16 protein-coding genes and 1 pseudogene are annotated in these 18759 nt (G+C 67.9%); 11 read left to right on the top strand and 6 right to left on the bottom strand.

Features of this window, described 5'->3' with window-relative positions; genetic code table 11:
• Positions 1-101: 101 nt before the first annotated feature.
• Genes ACMVO5_RS03020 through tpiA form a run of 3 tightly spaced genes read right to left on the bottom strand, consistent with a single transcriptional unit; the run spans position 102 to position 2562 of the window.
• Positions 102-1382: an MFS transporter gene (locus tag ACMVO5_RS03020; RefSeq protein WP_416908603.1), complete on the bottom strand. Its 1281-nt coding sequence runs from the start codon at positions 1380-1382 to the stop codon at positions 102-104.
• Between the two features lie 8 nt (positions 1383-1390).
• On the bottom strand, positions 1391-1774 hold the full coding sequence (gene secG, locus ACMVO5_RS03015; RefSeq protein WP_416908602.1) for a preprotein translocase subunit SecG: 384 nt from the start codon (positions 1772-1774) through the stop codon (positions 1391-1393).
• Between the two features lie 44 nt (positions 1775-1818).
• Entirely contained in the window at positions 1819-2562 is a 744-nt protein-coding gene (tpiA, locus tag ACMVO5_RS03010; protein WP_416908601.1) for a triose-phosphate isomerase, read from the bottom strand.
• A gap of 104 nt (positions 2563-2666) precedes the next feature.
• Between tpiA and ACMVO5_RS03005 the strand changes: the two genes are divergently transcribed.
• From ACMVO5_RS03005 to lexA, 8 genes are read left to right on the top strand one after another with little or no spacing between them, the layout of a single operon-like run.
• Entirely contained in the window at positions 2667-4571 is a 1905-nt protein-coding gene (locus ACMVO5_RS03005) for a SurA N-terminal domain-containing protein (protein ID WP_416908600.1), read from the top strand.
• 2 nt (positions 4572-4573) lie between these two features.
• The gene (locus ACMVO5_RS03000) at positions 4574-6097 is read left to right on the top strand and encodes an anthranilate synthase component I family protein (RefSeq protein ID WP_416908599.1); all 1524 of its coding nucleotides are present in this window, start codon (positions 4574-4576) and stop codon (positions 6095-6097) included.
• A 7-nt stretch (positions 6098-6104) separates the two neighbouring features.
• Positions 6105-6695 (top strand): anthranilate synthase component II, encoded by a 591-nt coding sequence (locus ACMVO5_RS02995; protein WP_416909287.1) that lies wholly within the window; start codon positions 6105-6107, stop codon positions 6693-6695.
• Positions 6692-7678 (top strand): anthranilate phosphoribosyltransferase, encoded by a 987-nt coding sequence (gene trpD / locus ACMVO5_RS02990; protein ID WP_416908598.1) that lies wholly within the window; start codon positions 6692-6694, stop codon positions 7676-7678. The genes ACMVO5_RS02995 and trpD overlap by 4 nt, the downstream gene beginning before the upstream one ends.
• Positions 7675-8448 carry an indole-3-glycerol phosphate synthase TrpC gene (gene trpC / locus ACMVO5_RS02985; protein ID WP_416908597.1) on the top strand — a complete coding sequence of 258 codons (774 nt, stop codon included), beginning with the start codon at positions 7675-7677 and terminating at the stop codon, positions 8446-8448. The genes trpD and trpC overlap by 4 nt, the downstream gene beginning before the upstream one ends.
• Positions 8445-8912, top strand: coding sequence for a cyclic pyranopterin monophosphate synthase MoaC (gene moaC / locus ACMVO5_RS02980; protein ID WP_416908596.1), 468 nt, complete (start codon positions 8445-8447; stop codon positions 8910-8912). The genes trpC and moaC overlap by 4 nt, the downstream gene beginning before the upstream one ends.
• Positions 8909-10108, top strand: a complete 1200-nt coding sequence (glp, locus tag ACMVO5_RS02975; RefSeq protein ID WP_416908595.1) for a gephyrin-like molybdotransferase Glp — start codon at positions 8909-8911, stop codon at positions 10106-10108. The genes moaC and glp overlap by 4 nt, the downstream gene beginning before the upstream one ends.
• A gap of 35 nt (positions 10109-10143) precedes the next feature.
• Entirely contained in the window at positions 10144-10824 is a 681-nt protein-coding gene (gene lexA, locus ACMVO5_RS02970) for a transcriptional repressor LexA (protein WP_416908594.1), read from the top strand.
• Positions 10825-10851: 27 nt separating this feature from the next.
• Here the strand turns inward: lexA and ACMVO5_RS02965 are convergent, their stop codons facing one another.
• A complete protein-coding gene (locus ACMVO5_RS02965) occupies positions 10852-11475 on the bottom strand; it encodes a PAP/fibrillin family protein (protein ID WP_416908593.1) in 624 nt (207 codons plus the stop codon).
• Between the two features lie 49 nt (positions 11476-11524).
• The gene (locus tag ACMVO5_RS02960) at positions 11525-13654 is read right to left on the bottom strand and encodes a ComEC/Rec2 family competence protein (RefSeq protein ID WP_416908592.1); all 2130 of its coding nucleotides are present in this window, start codon (positions 13652-13654) and stop codon (positions 11525-11527) included.
• A gap of 70 nt (positions 13655-13724) precedes the next feature.
• On the opposite strand from ACMVO5_RS02960, the pseudogene gltX reads away from it, so the two are divergent.
• The 3 genes and pseudogenes from gltX (at position 13725) to ACMVO5_RS02945 (ending at position 18070) form a co-directional block, all read left to right on the top strand.
• Positions 13725-15177: pseudogene (gene gltX, locus ACMVO5_RS02955) on the top strand (glutamate--tRNA ligase).
• Between the two features lie 20 nt (positions 15178-15197).
• Positions 15198-16484: a citrate synthase gene (locus ACMVO5_RS02950; protein WP_416908591.1), complete on the top strand. Its 1287-nt coding sequence runs from the start codon at positions 15198-15200 to the stop codon at positions 16482-16484.
• A 17-nt stretch (positions 16485-16501) separates the two neighbouring features.
• Positions 16502-18070, top strand: a complete 1569-nt coding sequence (locus tag ACMVO5_RS02945) for a capsule assembly Wzi family protein (protein WP_416908590.1) — start codon at positions 16502-16504, stop codon at positions 18068-18070.
• On the opposite strand, the gene ACMVO5_RS02940 is transcribed toward ACMVO5_RS02945, so the two are convergent.
• Entirely contained in the window at positions 18067-18759 is a 693-nt protein-coding gene (locus tag ACMVO5_RS02940) for an NTP transferase domain-containing protein (protein ID WP_416908589.1), read from the bottom strand. The genes ACMVO5_RS02945 and ACMVO5_RS02940 overlap by 4 nt on opposite strands.

Below are 18759 nucleotides of genomic sequence, written 5' to 3'. Positions count from 1 at the left end.
TGCCTCTCCATCCAGATGCAGGATGGTGAACGGCGGGGGCGCGGTTTTCCATAGAGTTAAAATCAATCAACCATATGAAAAATAAGTATTATTAGTCGGTTTCAATTCTCTGAATTATGCTTTGTGTCGGGCAGGCTGAGCACAGCGACCAGCGAAACGCCGCACATCGCCGCGACATACCAGAAAAAGCCGCTTTCAAGCCCGGCAGCCTTGAAGGCGAGCGCGATGCTCTCCGCCGTGCCGCCGAACAGGGCGACGCCAAAGGCATAGGGCAGGCCGACACCGAGCGCGCGGACTTCGGCGGGGAACATCTCGGCCTTCACCAGCCCGGAGATCGAGGTGTAGCCGCTGAGCACGCACAGGGCGGCGAACATCAGCGCCAGCCCTTCATAAGGGTAGCGCGCGGTGCCGATGGCCGCGAGCGCGGGCACGGCGAGCAGCATGCCGCCCAGGCTGAAACCGATGAGCAGCGGGCGGCGGCCGACCCTGTCGGACAGGGCGCCAAAGGCGGGCTGGAGCAGCATGAAACCGAAGAGCGCAGCGGTGCTGACCGAGGTCGCCTCGACCTTGGTCCAGCCGGCCGAGAGCACGAAATACTTCTGCATGTAGGTGGTGAAGGTATAGAAGGCGAGGCTGCCGCCGCCGGTGATCGCCAGCACGGTGACCAGCGCGCGGGGATGGGCGAGCAGGCGGCGGATCAGGCTCTTCTGCCCGGCGCGGTCGACCTTCTGAAAGGCCGCGGTTTCGACCAGACCACGCCGCAGCCAGAACACCAGCACCGCGCACAGCGCGCCGATGACGAAGGGCACGCGCCAGCCCCAGTCCGTGAGTTCCGCCTCGCTGAACAGCGCCTGCATGGTAACCAGCACGGCGAGCGCGGTCAGCTGGCCGCCGATCAGCGTCACATATTGGAAGCTGGCCCAGAAGCCGCGGCGGCGCTCGTCGGCGGCCTCGGCCATGAAGGTGGCGGACGTGCCATATTCGCCGCCCACGCTCAGCCCCTGCACCAGCCGCGCGGCGAGCAGCCAGGCCGGGGCGGCCAGACCGACCTGATCATAGGTGGGCGCCAGCGCGATCATCAGGGAGCCAAAGCACATCAGCCCGACCGACAGCGTGAGCGCAGCCTTGCGGCCATGCCGGTCGGCATAGACGCCGAGCAGCCAGCCGCCCAGCGGGCGCATGAGAAAGCCGATGGCGAAGATGACCGCACCGTTCAGCTGCTGGGCGACGGCATCATCCTGCGGGAAGAAGCGCGGCGCGAAATAGAGCGCGAAGGCCGAATAGGTATACCAATCATACCATTCGACCAGATTGCCGGCCGCACCGCCGAAAATCTGCTTGGCCCGCGACGGGGCTGCGCTGTCTGCGATGCTGGCCCCCACCAGCGACGCTACTGCGCCAGCGGCACGGAGTCGGCCGGGGGTGTTGCCGGCAGCAGGCCAGGTGCCGCACCCGGCAGCACGGGGGCCGCGGGCGGCGCCTCATCGAGCGGAGCGGCGATGGGCGCGCCCTCGGCAGCCAGGCTGGTGTCAACGGCGCGCGGCTTGCTGGTGCCGGCGGCGAGCACGGCGAGCAGGATCGAGGTGCCGATGAACATGACGGCGAGCACGGTGGTTGCCCGGGTCAGCAGATTGGCGGCGCCGCGCACGGAGACCATGCCGCCGCCGGTGCCGCCGCCAATGCCAAGGCCACCGCCTTCGGAGCGTTGCAGCAGAATGACCGTGACCAGCGCCAGCGCGATCAGCGCATGCACCACAAGCAGAAATGTCGTCACAAACCTGTCCAGACCAAGAGGGAGCGAGCCGCGTTCCTAGCGGTTCAGGCCGCGCTCGGCAAGGCGGCGGCGGCGATGATGGCGGCAAGGCTGTCAGCGCGCAGGCTGGCCCCGCCGACGAGCGCGCCGTCGACATCGCCCGCCGCCATCAACGCGGCGGCATTGTCAGGCTTGACCGAGCCCCCATAAAGCAGCCGCACCCCCTGCCCCGCTGGCCCGAACCGGCTGATGAGCGCGGCGCGGATGAAGCCGTGGATGGCCGCAACCTCATCGACGCTGGGCGTGCGGCCCGTGCCGATCGCCCAGACCGGCTCATAGGCGATGATCAGCCCGTCAAGGCTGTCCGGCAGCGAGCCCTGCAACTGCGCGCCGACCACGGCCTCGGCGCGGCCAGCGTCGCGCGCGGCTTCGGTTTCGCCCACGCAGATGATGACCTCAAGACCGGCAGCGCGAGCGGCAACCGCCTTGGCTCGGATGAGCGCATCCTCCTCATGCTGGTCGGCGCGGCGCTCGCTATGGCCGAGGATGACGAAGCTCGCTCCGGCATCGACGAGCTGGACGGGCGAGACACAGCCGGTGTGCGCGCCTGCCGTCGCGCTGTGGCAATCCTGTCCGCCGATGGCAAGACGCCCCTGCGTGGCTTCTGCGGCGGCCATGATCAGCGGAAAGGAGGGCGCAATCCAGCAGGCGGCGGTGCCAAAGCCGCTGGCCTGCGCCGCCAGCGCGCGGATCTCGCGCAGGTCCTCGCGCAGCCCGTTCATCTTCCAGTTGCCGACGATCAGCTTCATGCCCAGCCCTTCTGCCGCGTTGACTGGCGCTTGTGGCAAGCGACCGCCATGGTTACAAGCCGCCTCAGTCACGTTTTTTGCACCATTTTCAGTCAAGGGCGCGCATGCTCCAGTTTATCCGCAAAGGCCTGTCCAGCCCGATTTCGCTCGGCGTGCTTGGGCTAGTCGTCATCGCCTTCATCATCACCGGTGTGGGCGATCCCTTTGGCGGCGGGGTGACGCGGGTGGGCACCATCGCCGAGGTCGGCGAGCGCGCCATCGTCGAGGCCGACCTTCAGCGCAGCCTCGACAATGTGTTGCAGAGCGCGCGCGCCGACCAGCCCGACGTGACCATCGCCGACCTTGCCAATGACGGCGCGGTGGAGGTGATGGCCACCCAGCTGATCGGACGCACGGCGATCGAGGAATTTGCCCGCAAGATCGGCATGGTCGCCTCGGAACCCGCGATCGGCGCGGTGATCGCGGCGATTCCCGCCTTTCAGATCGCCGGCAAATTCGACCAGGACACCTACAACCGGATCATCGCCGAGCAGCGGATTTCCGACAAGCAGCTGCGCGATGACATCGCTGGCGACATCATCCGCCAGCAGCTCCTCACCCCGCTCACGTCCTCGCTCGGTGTGTCAGCCGGTCAGGCGCAGCCGCTGGCTGAAACGCTGGTCGCCGTTCACCGGGGCAGCGTGACGCTGGTGCCCACCGGCGAAGTGGAACCAGCCACCGAGGCCGAGATCCGCGCCTTTTACGATGACAATGTCAGCCGTTTCGCCGTGCCGGAGCGGCGCGGCTTTCGCTATGCGATGTTCGACCGGGCGGCGATTGCGGCCGATATCGAAATCAGCGACGAGGCTGTGAAGGCCGCCTTCGATGCTGACCCGGCCAAATATGGCGCCGCACCAACCCGCCGCCTGCTGCAGGTGGTTGTGCCCGATGAAGCGACCGCGCAGAAGCTGGTCGAGGCCGCTGCCGCGACGGGATTCGCCGCCGCCGCGCAAGAGATCGCCGGCTTTGGCGCGGCCGATATCGAGATTGGCGAGAGATCGCAGAGCCAGTTTGCCGGCGAGACCAGTGCCGATGTGGCAGCTGCGGCCTTTGCGCTTGAGGTTGGCCAGGTGTCGGCGCCGGTACGCTCGCCTTTTGGCTGGCACGTGCTGTCGGTGGCAGCGCTCGGTGCGCCGGCGCGGTCGCTGGCCGATGTCAGCCCGGCCATCCGCGAGGAGCTGCGCGCGCGGGCTTTGAGCGACAAGCTGTCGGAAGTCATCGCGCGTGTTGAGGACGGCGCCGAGGATGGCAAGAGCTTTGCCGATATCGCCGAGGCGGAAGGGCTGAGCATCTTCAGCCAGCCGCCGGTGACGCGGGCGGGCCGCGGCATCGACATGCCGCCGCTCGAAGGCCTCACCGCCGAACTGGCCGAGCTGGCCTTTTTGCAGCAGCCCGAAGACGGGGTGATCGTGCAGACGCTCGACGGCGATGAGGTGGTGGCGCTGGAGACAACCAATGTCGTGGCTGCCACCACGCGGCCGCTGGAAGAGATCGAGCCGCTGGTGAGCGGACTGGCGACGCAGGACAAGGCGCTGAAGGCCGCGCGCGCCACGGCGGATGCCGTGGTGGCGGCGGTCAAGGGCGGCAAGAGCTTTGCCGAGGCCGTGGCTGACGCCGGCCTGCAGGCGCCGCAGCCGCTGACCGGGCGACGGGTCGATGCGATGCAGGCGGGACAGGCCATGCCGCCGATCATCGAGGCCTTTCTGGCAACCGGTGCGGGCAAGACCCGGGTGCTGGGTGGGGCCGAGGGCTGGGCGCTGGTCCATGTCGACAGCATCGAGCCCGGCGATCTGGCGGCTGTGCCGGGCATTGTCGATGCCATGCGCCGCGAAGTGGCCCAAAGCCTGCCCAATGAGTTTGCCGAGGCCTTTGCAGCCGCCGCGGCCCGCGAAGTCGTGGTCAAGCGCAACGATGCCGCCATCGACGCGCTGCGCCGCCGCCTCGCTGGCCAGACCAGCCTGTTGCAATAGCCATGGGGCCGCACGCGCAGCAGCCCGGCCTTGCCGAGGCGGTCGCGAGCCTCGAGGCGGGACGCGCCTGCCTCGTTCATCGCCGGATCGTTGCCGACACCGAGACACCGGTTTCAGCGATGCTCAAGCTGGGTGCGGCCGGCTCGGGCGCGTTTCTGCTCGAATCGGTCGAGGGCGGGCAGGTGCGCGGCCGCTATTCGCTGATCGGCCTCGCGCCCGATCTGGTCTGGGATGCGCGCGGCGCGACCTCGCGCATCAACCGCAACTGGCAGGCCGACCCGGAGGCCTTCGAGCCGCAAGACGGCAATCCGCTCGACAATCTGCGCGCGCTGGTGGCGGGCGCGCGCGCCGATGTCCCCGCAGGCCTGCCGCGCGCGCTGGCCTGTCTGGTGGGCTATATCGGCTATGAGGCGGTGCGGCTGGTGGAGCCGAGCGTGCCGCTGGCGCCGCCCTTGCCGCTGGACCTGCCCGACATGCTGTTCGTGCGCCCCACGCTGCTTCTGGTGTTCGACCGGCTGAGTGACGAACTGCACATTGTGGCGCCGCTGTTTCCAGACCAGCCTGGCGGGGCACGGGCGCGCTATGAGGCAGCGGTCGAGCGGATCGAGGCCGCAGCGCGCAAGCTGGCCGGAGCACTGCCGGCGGCGAGCCCCGCCCAAGTGCCGGCCGAAGCCGCGCTCACGGCGCATACCGACCCGGCGCGCTATGCTGCCATGGTAGCGCGCGCCAAGGACTATATCCTTGCCGGCGACATTTTTCAGGTGGTGCTGGCGCAGCGCTTCAGCCTGCCCTTCCCGCTGCCGGCCTTCGATCTTTATCGGGCGCTGCGGCGCATCAACCCCTCGCCCTTTCTCTATCTGCTTGATCTGCCGGGCTTTGCGCTGGTCGGTTCCAGCCCCGAAATTCTGGTGCGCGTGCGCGACGGCGATGTGACCATCCGGCCCATCGCCGGCACCAGGCCGCGCGGCAAGGATGCTGCGGAGGATGCCGAGAACAAGGCCAGCCTGCTCGCCGACGCCAAGGAACAGGCCGAGCATCTGATGCTGCTTGATCTTGGCCGCCACGACACGGGCCGGGTCTCGGTGCCCGGCACGGTGCGTGTGACTGACCGGGCGGGCGTCGAATTCTACAGCCATGTCATGCACATCGTCTCCAATGTGCAGGGCCGGCTGGCGCCCGGCATCGATGCGGTCGATGCGCTGCTTGCCGGTTTTCCTGCCGGCACGGTCAGCGGCGCGCCCAAGGTGCGCGCCATGCAGGTGATCGCCGAGCTGGAGAGCGAGCAGCGCGGCGCCTATGCCGGCGGGGTCGGCTATTTCAGCCCTGATGGCAGCATGGACAGCTGCATCGTGCTGCGCACCGCCATCGTCAAGGATGGCACCATGCACATCCAGGCTGGCGCCGGCATCGTTGCTGACAGCCAGGCCGAATATGAGCAGCGCGAATGCGAAGCCAAGGCGGGCGCGCTGATTGCCGCTGCAAGGCGGGCGCTGGCGGCGGCCAATGACGCCGGTTACGGCCAGTGAGGGCGCCATGATCCTCGTCATCGACAATTACGACAGCTTCACCTTCAACCTCGTCCATTATCTGGAAGAGCTGGGCGCGCCGACCCGGGTGATGCGCAACGATGCGTTGAGCGTAACCGAGGCGATGGCGATGGCCCCTCAGGCGGTTCTGCTCTCGCCGGGGCCCTGCACGCCCAATGAAGCCGGCATCTGCCTTGATCTCATCACGGCTGCCGCCGAGGCCCGGCTGCCGCTGCTCGGCGTCTGCCTTGGCCATCAGGCGCTGGGCCAGGCCTTTGGCGGCGATGTCATTCGCGCCCCGCAGGTGATGCACGGCAAGACCAGCGCCATCAGCCACAGCGGCACCGGCGTGTTCGAAGGCCTGCCCAGCCCGTTCGAAGCGACCCGCTATCACAGCCTGATCGTCGACGCGGCCACGCTGCCGGAGTGCTTCACCGTCAATGCCACCAGCCCCGAGGGGCTGATCATGGGCATGCACCACAAGACGCTGCCGCTGCACGGCGTGCAATTTCACCCCGAAAGCATCGCCACCGCGCATGGCCATGCACTGCTCGCCAATTTCCTGCGGATCGCCGACATTCCGCACCGTCCGAAATGATCAGGCCCCTGCCCGACCCGCGCGCGCCGCTGCCCCGCGACGCCGCCGATGACGCCTTTGCCCGGATCCTTGACGGCGATGTGGATGACGCGGTGCTGGCCGCCTTTCTGAGCACGCTCGCCGATCGCGGCGAGACGGTGGAGGAAGTGACGGCCGCCGCACGTGCACTCAGAGCGCGCATGAGTAACCGGCTTGAAGCCTCTGATGCCATTGATGTCTGTGGCACCGGCGGCGACGGTCAGCACAGCCTTAACATCTCGACCGCCGTCAGTCTGGTCGTTGCAGCCTGCGGCGTGCCCGTGGCCAAGCATGGCAACCGGGCGGCCTCGTCAAGCTCGGGCGCGGCCGATGTGCTGGCCGCACTCGGCGTGCCCGAACTGCCGCTCGACCGGCTCGAGCCCTGCCTGCGCACCGTCGGCATCACCTTTCTCCATGCCGCCCGCCACCATCCCGCCATGGCGCGGGTGGCGCCAGTGCGCCGCGCGCTCGGCCGCCGCACGATCTTCAACCTGCTTGGCCCGCTGGCCAACCCCGCCGGCGTGCGCCGCCAGTTGGTCGGCGTGTTCGCGCCCTCCGCCCTGCGGCTCATGGCCGGCGCCCTGGCAGAGCTGGGCAGCGAGGCGGCACTGGTGGTGCACGGTGATGGCTTTGATGAACTGGCCGTCTCCGGCCCCAGCAACGCCATGCGCCTGCACGACAGCACACTGATCAGCCTCACTATCCGGCCGCAGGATGCCGGGGTGGGCACGCACCCCAAGGCCGCGCTCGCCGGCGGCAGCCCGGCTGAAAATGCCGCCGCGCTCGAGCGGTTGCTGGGCGGGGAGACGGGCGCCTATCATGATGTGGTGGTGCTCAATGCCGCCGCCGCGCTGGGCGTGGCCGACGAGCGCCTGTCGCTCATCGAAGCGGCGGCGCGCGCGCGCGCCGCCTTGTCATCGGGCGCTGCCGCCGCCACGCTCGCCCGATGGAAGGCCTTTCGATGACCGACACGCTCACCACCATCTGCAACGCCAAGCGGGACCGGGTCGCCGCGCTCAAGGCGGACCACAGCCTCGCCGCCCGCGAGGCTGCAGCCGCAAAGGCATCGCCGCCGCGCGGGTTTATCAAGGCCATCCAGCAGGCGCCGCGCTATGCGCTGATCGCCGAGGTCAAGAAGGCCTCCCCGTCAAAAGGGCTGATCCGCGCGGATTTCGTGCCTGCCGAGATCGCCCGCGCCTATGCCGCCGGCGGCGCGACCTGCCTTTCGGTGCTGACCGAGGAAGAGTGGTTTCTCGGCGCCGACGATTATCTGCGCGCCGCCCGCGCCGCCTGTGACCTGCCGGTGCTGGCCAAGGATTTCTTCGTCGATCGCTGGCAGATCGCCAACGCCCGCGCCATCGGAGCCGACTGTATCCTGCTCATCATGGCGGCATTGAGCGACGCCGAAGCGCTTGAGTTCGAAGCCTATGCCCATGAGCTCGGCCTTGACGTGCTGGTCGAGGTGCACAATGCCGAGGAGCGTGACCGGGCGCTGGCGCTGAAGACACCTCTGCTTGGCATAAACAATAGAAATCTCAAGACATTGCAGGTTGATCTTCAGACCAGTTTCGAGCTTGCAGATACGCCGGGCCGCACGCTCGTCGCCGAATCCGGCCTCTCCGGCCCGCGCGAGCTGGCGCAGCTTTCGGCGCGCGGCATCAATGCCTTTCTGATCGGGGAATCGCTGATGCGCCAGCCCGATGTGGAAGCCGCAACCCGGACGCTGCTCGCATGAGCGGCCTGACCCATCTCGACGAGGGCGGCGCAGCGCGCATGGTCGATATCTCGGCCAAGGCTGCGACCCGGCGCGAGGCGGTGGCGGAAGGGCGGATCAGCGTGTCTGCCGAGGCGCTGGACGCCATCCGCAGCGCCACGCTGAAGAAGGGCGACGCCGTCGCCACGGCGCGCATCGCCGGCATCATGGCCGCCAAGCAGACCGCCCAGCTGATCCCGCTTTGCCACCCGCTGCCGATTGATGCGGTCAATGTCGAGATCGAGATTGAAGACGAGGGCGTGCGGGTCACGGCAAGGGTCGTCACCACGCACGGCACCGGCGTAGAAATGGAAGCCCTTACAGCGGTTTCCGTGGCACTCCTCACAATCTACGACATGGCCAAGGCGCTCGACCGGCGCATGACCATCCACGGCGTTCGCCTGCTTGAAAAGTCCGGGGGCCGCTCGGGCGATTTCCGCGCATGAGCCTGCTCCACCCCGATGACGCGCGGCGCCTCTTGCTGGCCGGTGTCACGCCGCTCGCCGCCGTGCGTGTGCCGCTGGCAGACGCCGCCGGGCGCCACGCCGCCACCGATCTCGCCGCCCTTCTCACGCAACCGCCCTTCGATGCCAGCGCGATGGACGGCTGGGCCGTGCGCCATGCCGATCTGCCCGGCCCCTGGCGCATCATCGGCGAGGCCGCCGCCGGACACGCCTTCGCAGGCCAGCTGGGCACAGGCGAAACGGTGCGCATCTTCACCGGCGCGCCGCTGCCAGCGGGCGCCGATACGGTGGTGGTGCAGGAAGACATGACCGCAGACGGCGAAACGGCACGGCTCTCTGGCGATGGCCCCCCGGGGCGCGGCGCCCATGTGCGCAAGGCGGGGCAGGATTTCGCCGCCGGTGAACGGCTCATTCCGGCCGGCGCGCTGCTCGGCGCCCGTCGTCTCGGCCTGCTGGCCGCGAGCGGACACGGCGCAGTCGATGTGCTGGCGCGGCCGCGCGTGGCGCTGCTCGCAACAGGCGATGAGCTGGTGATGCCGGGCGAGGCGCCGGGGCCAGGGCAGATCGTCAATGCCGGCTCGGTGATGCTGGCAGCCCTGCTGCGCGCCGCCGGGGCCGAGGTCAGGGATCTCGGCATCCTGCCCGACCGCGCGCCCGCCATCCGCACCGCCATCGCCGATGTGCAGGCCGATCTTCTGGTCACGGTAGGCGGCGCGTCGGTCGGCGATCACGATCTCGTCGTGCCGGTGCTCAACGCGCTCGGCGCCCATCTCGATTTCTGGAAGATCGCGATGCGGCCCGGCAAGCCGCTGGTCGCCGGCCAGCTCGGCGCGATGCGCGTGCTCGGCCTGCCGGGCAATCCGGTATCGGCCTATGTCTGCGCGCTGCTGTTCGGCTGGCCTCTGGTGTGCGCGCTGGCCGGGCGGCCGGGCGATATCCCCATGGTCCGCGCAAGGCTGGCCGCGCCCATCGCCGCGACCGGCAACCGGCGGGATCATCTGCGCGGCGTCTGCCTGCCCGATGGCCGGGTCACGGCCCTGTCCACGCAAGACAGCGCCCAGATCGCGCGGCTGGCCGAAGCCGATGTGCTGATCGTGCGCGAAGCCCATGCGCCAGCAGCCGAAACTGGCAGCGAAGTCGACATCATCCGCCTTGACATGTTCTCGGATGTTGCCTAATCGTTCTGCGTGTGTTCCAGAAAAGGGCATGGCAGATGTTGACGCGCAAGCAGCAGGAACTCCTCGGCTTCATCGATGGCCGCCTCAAGGAGACGGGCATTTCCCCCAGCTTCGAGGAGATGAAGGAAGCGCTCAGCCTGCGCTCCAAATCGGGCGTGCACCGTTTGATCAATGCCCTTGAGGAACGGAATTTCATTCGCCGCCTGCCCAACCGCGCCCGCGCCCTTGAGGTGTTGCGCCTGCCTGACGCGATGAACCCGGCCTTCGGCAGCGCCCGGGCGCAGGCCGCAGTGCTGCCCGCCCGCCCGCCGATCTTGCCCGAGCCTGCCAATGACACGGTGATGGTGCCTCTCCATGGCCGCATTGCCGCCGGTCTGCCGATCGAGGCGCTCGAGTCCGACCGGTCACTGTCGGTGCCCTCAGCGCTGCTCGGCCCGGGGGACCATTATGCGCTTGAAGTCTCCGGCGATTCGATGGTCGAGGCCGGGATTTTCGACGGTGATTATGCGCTCGTGCGCCGCTGCGAAGACGCGCGCGACGGGGACATTGTCGTGGCCCTGATCGATGACAGCGAAGCGACACTGAAATATCTGCGCCGCGAAAAGGGCATGATCCGCCTCGATCCGGCCAACAGCAGCTACCAGCCCCAGCGCTACCGGCCCGAGCAGGTGCGTGTGCAGGGTCGGCTGGCCGGCCTGCTGCGCCGCTACAACTGAACCGGCCGGCGGCAGGTCAGCGCAGCTTCAACGCACCCGCTGCATGGCGGCGACATAATCCTTGCCGCGATTGATGCGCAGATCATCGTCCAGATAGGTCACCGTGGCCGGCGCGGGCTGTGGGGACGGCACGGTGATGCTGAGCGGCGTCTCTGCGGATAGCGCAAGGGCTGCGCGCACCTGCGCATTGTCCACACCCGGCGCACCTGGCGCGAACACCATCTGGCGAAAGGCCACCCCAAAGCCGTTCGGGCGCTCGGGTGCTGGCGCAACATCGGCGGTGGCCAAATAATGGATGGGCGTGGCCGCGGGGCCAGCCTCAAGCAGCATGGAATTTCGATAAAAGCCGCGGCCCATGTCGATCTCCTGCCAGACCTGCCGCACCCGCGCAGTGCCGCCATCTGCACCGCCGCCAGGCATGGCGCGCGTCATGAAGCTCACCGGCACATCGCCAAAGATTCCCTGGCTGGAATAGAGCGTTGTCCACACGCCATCGGCCGCTGCCGGCGTCGCGCCGAAATCGGGCGCCGGCGCGCTGGCCTCCGTCGCCGCGATCGCGGCCTCGATCCGCGCCTTCACGTCATCGGCCAGCGGACGGGTCGGATCGATCCCGGACAGAATAATCAGCAAGTCAGCTGCAGCCTTGGTCATGACACCTCCCCTTTTGCCTCGCCATTGTTGCGCAAGAGCCAGCCGATGGTCAGCCGAACGGCCGCGATTGTCCATACCATGGATGATCCCCCAGACCATCAAGGCTGCCGACCATGCGGCCGCTCTCAAGCCAGAGCGCAAGCGCGCCGCGATTGGCGACCATGGCCGCATCGATCGTCATCCAGCGCGCCCGGCACCAATCCGGCAATCGCCGATCGCTGATGACGAGATCGGCCGCAAGACAGGCCGGCTCCATCGTGCCCCGCGCCAGCCCGTCGGGCGAGCGGGTGACAAACAGGGTCCGCCCGCGCACCAAACCAAGGCAGGAATCGCGCGTGCAGCGCATCTCCGGCAGCTCATCAAAGCGGCGAAAGCCACCCGAAGCCGCCATGGCGCTGCCCCAGACATCGCGCAGAAAGCCGCCCATGCGGGCGCGTGACAGGGCAATATCACCGCCATCGGTGCGCAGCGCCACATGGCGGCCATCCCGGCTGACCAGCAAATCAGCCGGCGCGGCCGCCAGCGCAAACACCGCTCCGGCCAAAATCACCGGCAGCCCGACGAGCCGAAGCACGCTCCGCCACAACAGCAGCCAGAGGCCGCCCATGATGATCAGGCCAAAGGCGAGATCCGGCAGGGTCGGCAGCCGGGCCACAGCGCCAGGCATGGCGGCGGTCGCGTCCGCGATATCGAGGAGCCGGGCCACAAACCATCCCGCCGGCGCATAGGCGGCTGCACCAACGCCGAGCGCATCAGCCGCCAGCCCCAGCAGCAGCGCGGGGATGATACCGAAACTCGCCAACGGGATCGCCAGCAGGTTGGAAACCACGCCATAAACGCCCGATTGCTGAAAGTGATAAAGACCGATGGGGGTCAGCACCAACTCGGCGACAAGGCCCGTCATGAGAAGCGCGATTCCGCCCCGCCCGAGCTGGCGCGCCCGCCCTTCCCGCTCGCGCGGGCCCAGCCAGCGTCGGCCAATCGGCGTTTCATAAAGCGCGACAATCGCCGCCACGGCGGCAAAGCTCATCTGGAAGCTCGGCCCCAGCAGATATTCAGGCCGCACCAGTAGGATGAGGAACGCTGCCGTTGCCAGCAGCCGCAGCGAGATCGCCTCCCGCCCGGCCATCAGCCCGGCAAGCACGATCAAGGTCGCGAGCAGGCTGCGAATGGTGGGCACAGCGCCGCCGGCCAGCAAGGTATAGCCAAGCCCGGCCAGCGCCCCCAGCGCCAGCGCCACTCCGCGCACCGGCAGCCGCAGCGCCAGCCACGGCCAGAGCGTCAGCAAGCGGCGGGCAATCAGGATCACCCCGCCCACCACCACCGCCATGTGCAACCCCGAAATCGACAGCAGATGCGCCAGCCCCGCGTCGCGCACTGCGTCAGATGTTTCCTGCGGAACAGCGCTGCGGTCCCCGGTCACGAACACCGCCGCTACCGCGCCTGCGGCCCCCGGCACGGCGGCGCGGATGCGCGCGCTGATCTCGCGGCGCGTCCCGGCCAGCCATGCCCGCCACCCCCGTCCCTCTGGAGCCGCCGCCAAAAGCGTCACATCGCCCAGCACCGCGCCGGTTGCGCCCACGCCGTCAAAATACAGCGCACGCGCACTGTCAAAGCCGCCTGGCACGGCTGGAGAAGGCGGCGGCAACAGCATGGCGCGCACCGCCACCCGTGCGCCGGGTTCGACCATGGCCTCAGCGCGGGTGGCAGCCGCACCGCGCACATTCACGCGCACCCGATCGGGCAGGCCCGCCTCGCCAGACCCCACGCTCAGGCCAAGCCGCAACTGACCGCTCGCCACCCGCGGCTCCACCGTCTGGACCACCGCTTCAAAACGCGCCAGTCGCCGCGCCGGAAGCACCTCATGGGCGACCTGCCAGACCCTGAACTCGGTCGCGCCCAGCCCGACCACCACCATCAGCATGAGCGCGCCCGGCCAGCGCCGCCCGAGCAGAAGCAGCGCCGCGCCCAGCCCCACACAGGCCAGCGCCAGCGCCAATCGCTGGCCCGACCATGGCAGCGCAAACCAGGCCGCGATGCCCGCCCCCAGCGCCACCGGCAGCCAGAGCGGCAGCGCCTCGCGCTCGGTATCCCCCAGCGCCGCCAGCCGCGCCGCGATAGCCGCTTCGGGCCAGCCCTGCCAAGCCGTTTGAACCGCTCCAAGGGTTCTGCTAGTCACCTGCCACGGCTCCGCCAAGGTGCCAGAATTGCACCAAGACCCTCATGAGCCAGCATTGGATATTCGCAGCATGAGCGCAAGCGCAACCTCAGCGGACAGACCCCCGGTTGTGACGCGCTTCGCGCCCTCGCCCACCGGCTTTCTGCACATCGGCGGCGCCCGCACGGCGCTGTTCAACTATCTGTTCGCAAAGCATCATGGCGGCCAGTTCCGGCTGCGCATCGAAGATACCGACCGCGCCCGCTCGACCGATGCGGCGGTCGCGGCCATCCTCGAGGGCATGGCCTGGCTGCGGCTCGAGGCTGACGGCGAGATCGTCTATCAGGCCGCCCGCGCCGCGCGCCATGCCGAGGTGGCGCATCAGCTGCTGGCCCAGGGTCTGGCCTATCGCTGCTACGCCACCGCCGAAGAGCTGGAGGCGATGCGCGAGGCCGCCCGCGCCGCCAAGCAGCCAATGCGCTATGATGGCCGCTGGCGGGATCGCACCGACTGGCCCGAGGGCCAGCCCCATGTCATCCGCTTCAAGGCCCCCACCGAAGGCGAAGTCACCATCGAGGACCGGGTGCAGGGGCCGGTCACGGTGAGCAACGCCGAGCTCGACGACATGGTGCTGCTGCGCTCCGATGGCACGCCGACTTATATGCTGGCGGTCGTCGTCGATGATCAGGACATGGGCGTCACCCATGTCATTCGCGGCGATGACCATCTCAACAATGCCTTTCGCCAGCTGGCGCTCATTCGCGCGCTGGGCTGGCCGGAGCCGGTCTATGCCCATATCCCGCTGATCCACGGTGCAGACGGTGCCAAGCTCTCCAAGCGGCACGGCGCGCTGGGGGTGGAAGCCTACCGCGACGAGCTCGGCATCCTGCCTGAAGCGTTGGAAAATTATCTGCTGCGGCTCGGCTGGGGCCACGGCGATGACGAGTTCATCAGCCGCGACCAGGCGATCGAGTGGTTCGATCTGGACGGTGTCGGCCGCTCGCCCTCGCGTTTTGACGCGAAGAAGCTCGAATCCGTCAATGGCCATTATCTGCGCGCCGCCGATGATACGCGGCTCGCCGCTTTGGTGCGCGCGCGCATCGAGGCCGGGCTTGGCCGTGCCTTGAACACAGCCGATATCGACCTTCTGGTCCGCGCCATGAGCGAACTGAAGAAGCGCGCGCCCGATCTTGTCAGCCTCGCTGAAGTCCGCCCTGTTCCTGTTCCGCGCCCGGCCCATTCCCATCGATGCGGCCGCCCAGGCCCTGCTGGACAAGGCGCCCCCTGGCCTGCTGGCGCGGGCGCGGGGCGCGCTGGCCGCCGCCGCCTGGGCGCCCGACGCGCTGGAAGCCGCCGTGCGCGCGCTGGCCGAGGCCGAAGGCTGCAAGCTGGGCGCGGTCGCGCAGCCGCTGCGCGCGGCGCTGACCGGCGCCGCCCAGTCACCCGGGCTGTTTGATGTCATGGCCCTTCTGGGGCATGCGCAAACACTGGCTCGCATCGATGACGCAATTGCGGTAACCACCGACACAATAACGCGAGCATGACAGACTGAAGGGGTCGAACGATGACGAACAAAGCCAATATCACGGTTGACGACAGAAGCGCCGACTATCCCGTTCTCGGCGGCAGTGTCGGCCCGGAAGTCATCGATATCAGAAAGCTTTATGCGCAGACCGGCCGCTTCACCTATGACCCCGGCTTCACCAGCACGGCAAGCTGCGAATCGAAGATCACCTATATCGACGGCGACGAGGGCACGCTGCTCTATCGCGGCTATCCCATCGACCAGCTCGCCGAAAAGTCGAGCTTCCTCGAAGTCGCCTATCTGCTACTCAACGGCGAGCTGCCCGATGCGGCCGAGCATGAAGAGTTCAGCTACCTCATCACCCGCCACACGATGATCCATGAGCAGCTGGCGCAATTCTATCGCGGCTTCCGCCGTGATGCGCACCCGATGGCGATCATGTGCGGCATCGTCGGCGCCATGGCCGCCTTCTATCACGACTCGACCGACATTCACGATCCGCAGCAGCGCGTCATCGCCTCGCACCGCATCATCGCCAAGATGCCGACGCTGGCGGCCATGGCCTATAAATATTCGATCGGCCAGCCCTTCCTTTATCCCGACAACTCGTTGAGCTTCGCCGGCAATTTCCTGCGCATGACCTTCGGCGTCCCGGCCGAGCCCTATGTCATCGATCCGGTGGTGGAAGATGCCATGGAGAAGCTGCTGATCCTCCAGGCCGACCATGAGCAGAACGCCAGCACCTCGACCGTGCGCCTCGCCGGCTCTTCGGGCGCCAACCCCTTTGCCTGCATCTCGGCCGGTATCGCCTGTCTCTGGGGCCCGGCGCATGGCGGGGCCAACGAAGCCGCGCTCAACATGCTCCGCGAAATCGGCACGCCCGACCGGATTCCCGAATTCATCGCCCGCGCCAAGAACAAAGACGACCCCTTCCGCCTGATGGGCTTCGGCCACCGCGTCTACAAGAACTACGATCCGCGCGCCAAGGTCATGGCCAAGGTCGCCAAGAACATCCTCGACAAGCTGGGCAAGGCCGATCCCATCTTCGACGTCGCCCGCGAGCTTGAGCATATCGCACTCAACGATCCCTATTTCGTCGACAAGAAGCTCTATCCCAACGTCGATTTCTATTCGGGCGTGGTGATGTCGGCGATCGGCTTCCCGACCTCGATGTTCACCGTGCTCTTCGCCATCTCCCGCTCGGTCGGCTGGATCGCCCAGTGGACGGAGATGATGGAAGACCCCGAGCAGAAGATCGGCCGGCCGCGCCAGCTCTACACCGGCCCGACCCGGCGCGATTATGTGCCGATCAGCCAGCGTCGCTGACGCCGGGCTGCTTGGCCGTGCGCCCTGCCCTCCTGCGTGTGGCGGCGGCGCTGTTCATCGGCGCCGCCGCGCCGGCGCTGGCCGGGCCGTTCGCCGAGGTTGGTGACCGCCAGCTTCGGCAAGATGTCGCGCTGCTTGCCGGGGCCGGCCTCATCCGCGGGCCGGTCGATAGCTGGCCCCTACCCTGGGCGCAGATCGACGCCGGGCTGAACCGCGCCAGGGATGGCCGCACCCTGCCGCCCCATCTCGCCGCCGCCGTGCGCCGGCTCGACCGGCTGGCCGATTATGCCGCGCAAGGCTTTGCCAGCGAAACCCGGCTGATGGCGACCAACCGCGAAACCACCGCGCGCGACTTCGGCACGCTGGCGCGCGGCCGCGGCGATGTCTCGACCCGCATCGAGGTCAATACCGATGCCGTGTCGGTCAGCCTCGGCGGCGGCTACCGCACCGACCAGCCCGGCACCGGCTGGCATGTCGAGCCGAGCCAGATCACGCTGCGCCTCGGCAATGTCGCGCTTTATGCCGGCAACAATGAGCAATGGTTCGGCCCCGGCGTCGACGGTGCGCTGCTGTTTTCAAACAGCGCACGGCCGATGCCAAAGATCGGCATCAAGATGCTGAACCCCGACCAGATCGATTTTCCGGTGCTGCGCTGGCTGGGCCCGCTCCGGCTCGATTTCTTCGGCGGCGTGCTCAATGAAGACCGCGATTTCCGCAACACGCTCACCTTCGGAACGCGGCTGAGCTTCATGCCCTCACAGGGTCTGGAGATCGGCCTCAACCGCGCCCAGATGGTCTGCGGCCAGGGCCGACCCTGCGGCTTTTCGCAGATCTTCCGCTCCTTCGTGGGCGTCGGCAACAGCGACAATCCCGATCCCAGCAACCAAGGCGCCTTCGATGACCAGGCTGGCAATCAGCTGGCTGGTTTCGATATCAGCTATACCCATAATTTCAGAGGGGTGATGGCGAAACTTTACTTCGAAGGTGAAGCTGAGGATTTCGACAATGTGCTGCTCGAACAATGGGGCCGGCTGATCGGGCTGACGCTCACTGGTGCGGCCGGCAGCAACGGGGCAAGCTATACCACGACGATCGAATATTCCGACACGCTGGCGGTCTCGCTGTTCAACGACACGCCGCTTGAAGGCCCGACCGGCGGCCAAACCACCTATCCCGGCTCCTTCTACAACAACAGCCTTTACACCTCGGGCTATACCTATCGCGGCCGCCCCATCGGCCATTGGACGGCAGGCGACAGCCGTAATCTCGCCGTTCATGCGGCCCTCACCGATACGCGCAATCGCCGCTGGTACGGCTCGGTGCGCAGTGTCCATCTCAACGTCATCGATCTCGGCAACCCGCCGCGCGCCATCTTCCCCCGGCCCGATGGCAGCCCGGGTCCGCTGATCAGCAATCCGGTGTCCACCTCATCCGAGAAATTCGCCATCCTGACCGCCGGCGCCGAACTGCCGCTCAAGATCGGGGATGTGCGGATCGAGACGCGCTGGCAGTCCGACAACCCGAGCACACCGGGCCAGCGCGACCCGCGCGCGGCCATCGAAGTCCAATTTCGTCAGCGCTTCTAGGCGGTCCAGTCCTCGGCCAGCGCCAGCGCGCGCGGGTCGTCGATATCGATCCAGTCATGCGCCGAGACATCGAGCGCTGCAGCCCTGCCCTGCCCGGCAAGCCGCCGGACGCCGTCGGAGAGGCCCGGCTGCGGCAGCCCCGCCAGCGCCGCCATGAGCGCCGGCGTGATCAGGAAGACCCCGCTGTCATAGGCGTCATAGCTGGCGATCGTCTTGCCAATGGCTACGATCCGGTCCAGCGCCTGCGCCTTGGGCCGGGTCGAGACGCGGGTGACATCGGCCTCATCGACCCAGGGATGACCGAGCCGCCGGTCGATGCCCAGCACCAGCCCGTCACCGTCCAACGGCGCGGCCGCCACGGCGGCATACAGCGAAGCGCTGGCCAGATGATCCCCCATCACCAGCAGCGCGCGCGCCTCCAGCAGCGGGGCGGCGGCCAGCACCGAGACGCCGTTGGGCGCCTCCCAATCGGGATTGTGCACGGTCTCGGCCCCGGCCGCGCGTGCGGCGGCTTCCACCCCGGCGCTCTCATAGCCGGTGATGACCAGCGGGCGGGTGATGCCGGCAGCAGCCAGATTGGCCAATATGCGCACCAGCAGCGGCGTGCCGCCAACCGGCGTCAGCGGCTTTGACGGCGACACGGACCGAAGCCGCGTGCCCATGCCAGCGGCGAGAATGATCGCTTGCAC

Origin of the sequence: Polymorphobacter sp. (assembly GCF_048007885.1) — a bacterium.
In the GTDB taxonomy this organism is placed as follows: domain Bacteria; phylum Pseudomonadota; class Alphaproteobacteria; order Sphingomonadales; family Sphingomonadaceae; genus Sandarakinorhabdus.
This window is presented reverse-complemented; position numbering and strand designations above follow the sequence as displayed.

Coding starts and splice junctions, on each gene's coding strand:
- tpiA (WP_416908601.1), bottom strand. CDS start 2,562: ATGAAGCTGATCGTCGGCAACTGGAAGATGAACGGGCTGCGCGAGGAC.
- ACMVO5_RS03005 (WP_416908600.1), top strand. CDS start 2,667: ATGCTCCAGTTTATCCGCAAAGGCCTGTCCAGCCCGATTTCGCTCGGC.
- ACMVO5_RS03000 (WP_416908599.1), top strand. CDS start 4,574: ATGGGGCCGCACGCGCAGCAGCCCGGCCTTGCCGAGGCGGTCGCGAGC.
- ACMVO5_RS02995 (WP_416909287.1), top strand. CDS start 6,105: ATGATCCTCGTCATCGACAATTACGACAGCTTCACCTTCAACCTCGTC.
- trpD (WP_416908598.1), top strand. CDS start 6,692: ATGATCAGGCCCCTGCCCGACCCGCGCGCGCCGCTGCCCCGCGACGCC.
- trpC (WP_416908597.1), top strand. CDS start 7,675: ATGACCGACACGCTCACCACCATCTGCAACGCCAAGCGGGACCGGGTC.
- moaC (WP_416908596.1), top strand. CDS start 8,445: ATGAGCGGCCTGACCCATCTCGACGAGGGCGGCGCAGCGCGCATGGTC.
- glp (WP_416908595.1), top strand. CDS start 8,909: ATGAGCCTGCTCCACCCCGATGACGCGCGGCGCCTCTTGCTGGCCGGT.
- lexA (WP_416908594.1), top strand. CDS start 10,144: ATGTTGACGCGCAAGCAGCAGGAACTCCTCGGCTTCATCGATGGCCGC.
- ACMVO5_RS02965 (WP_416908593.1), bottom strand. CDS start 11,475: ATGACCAAGGCTGCAGCTGACTTGCTGATTATTCTGTCCGGGATCGAT.
- ACMVO5_RS02950 (WP_416908591.1), top strand. CDS start 15,198: ATGACGAACAAAGCCAATATCACGGTTGACGACAGAAGCGCCGACTAT.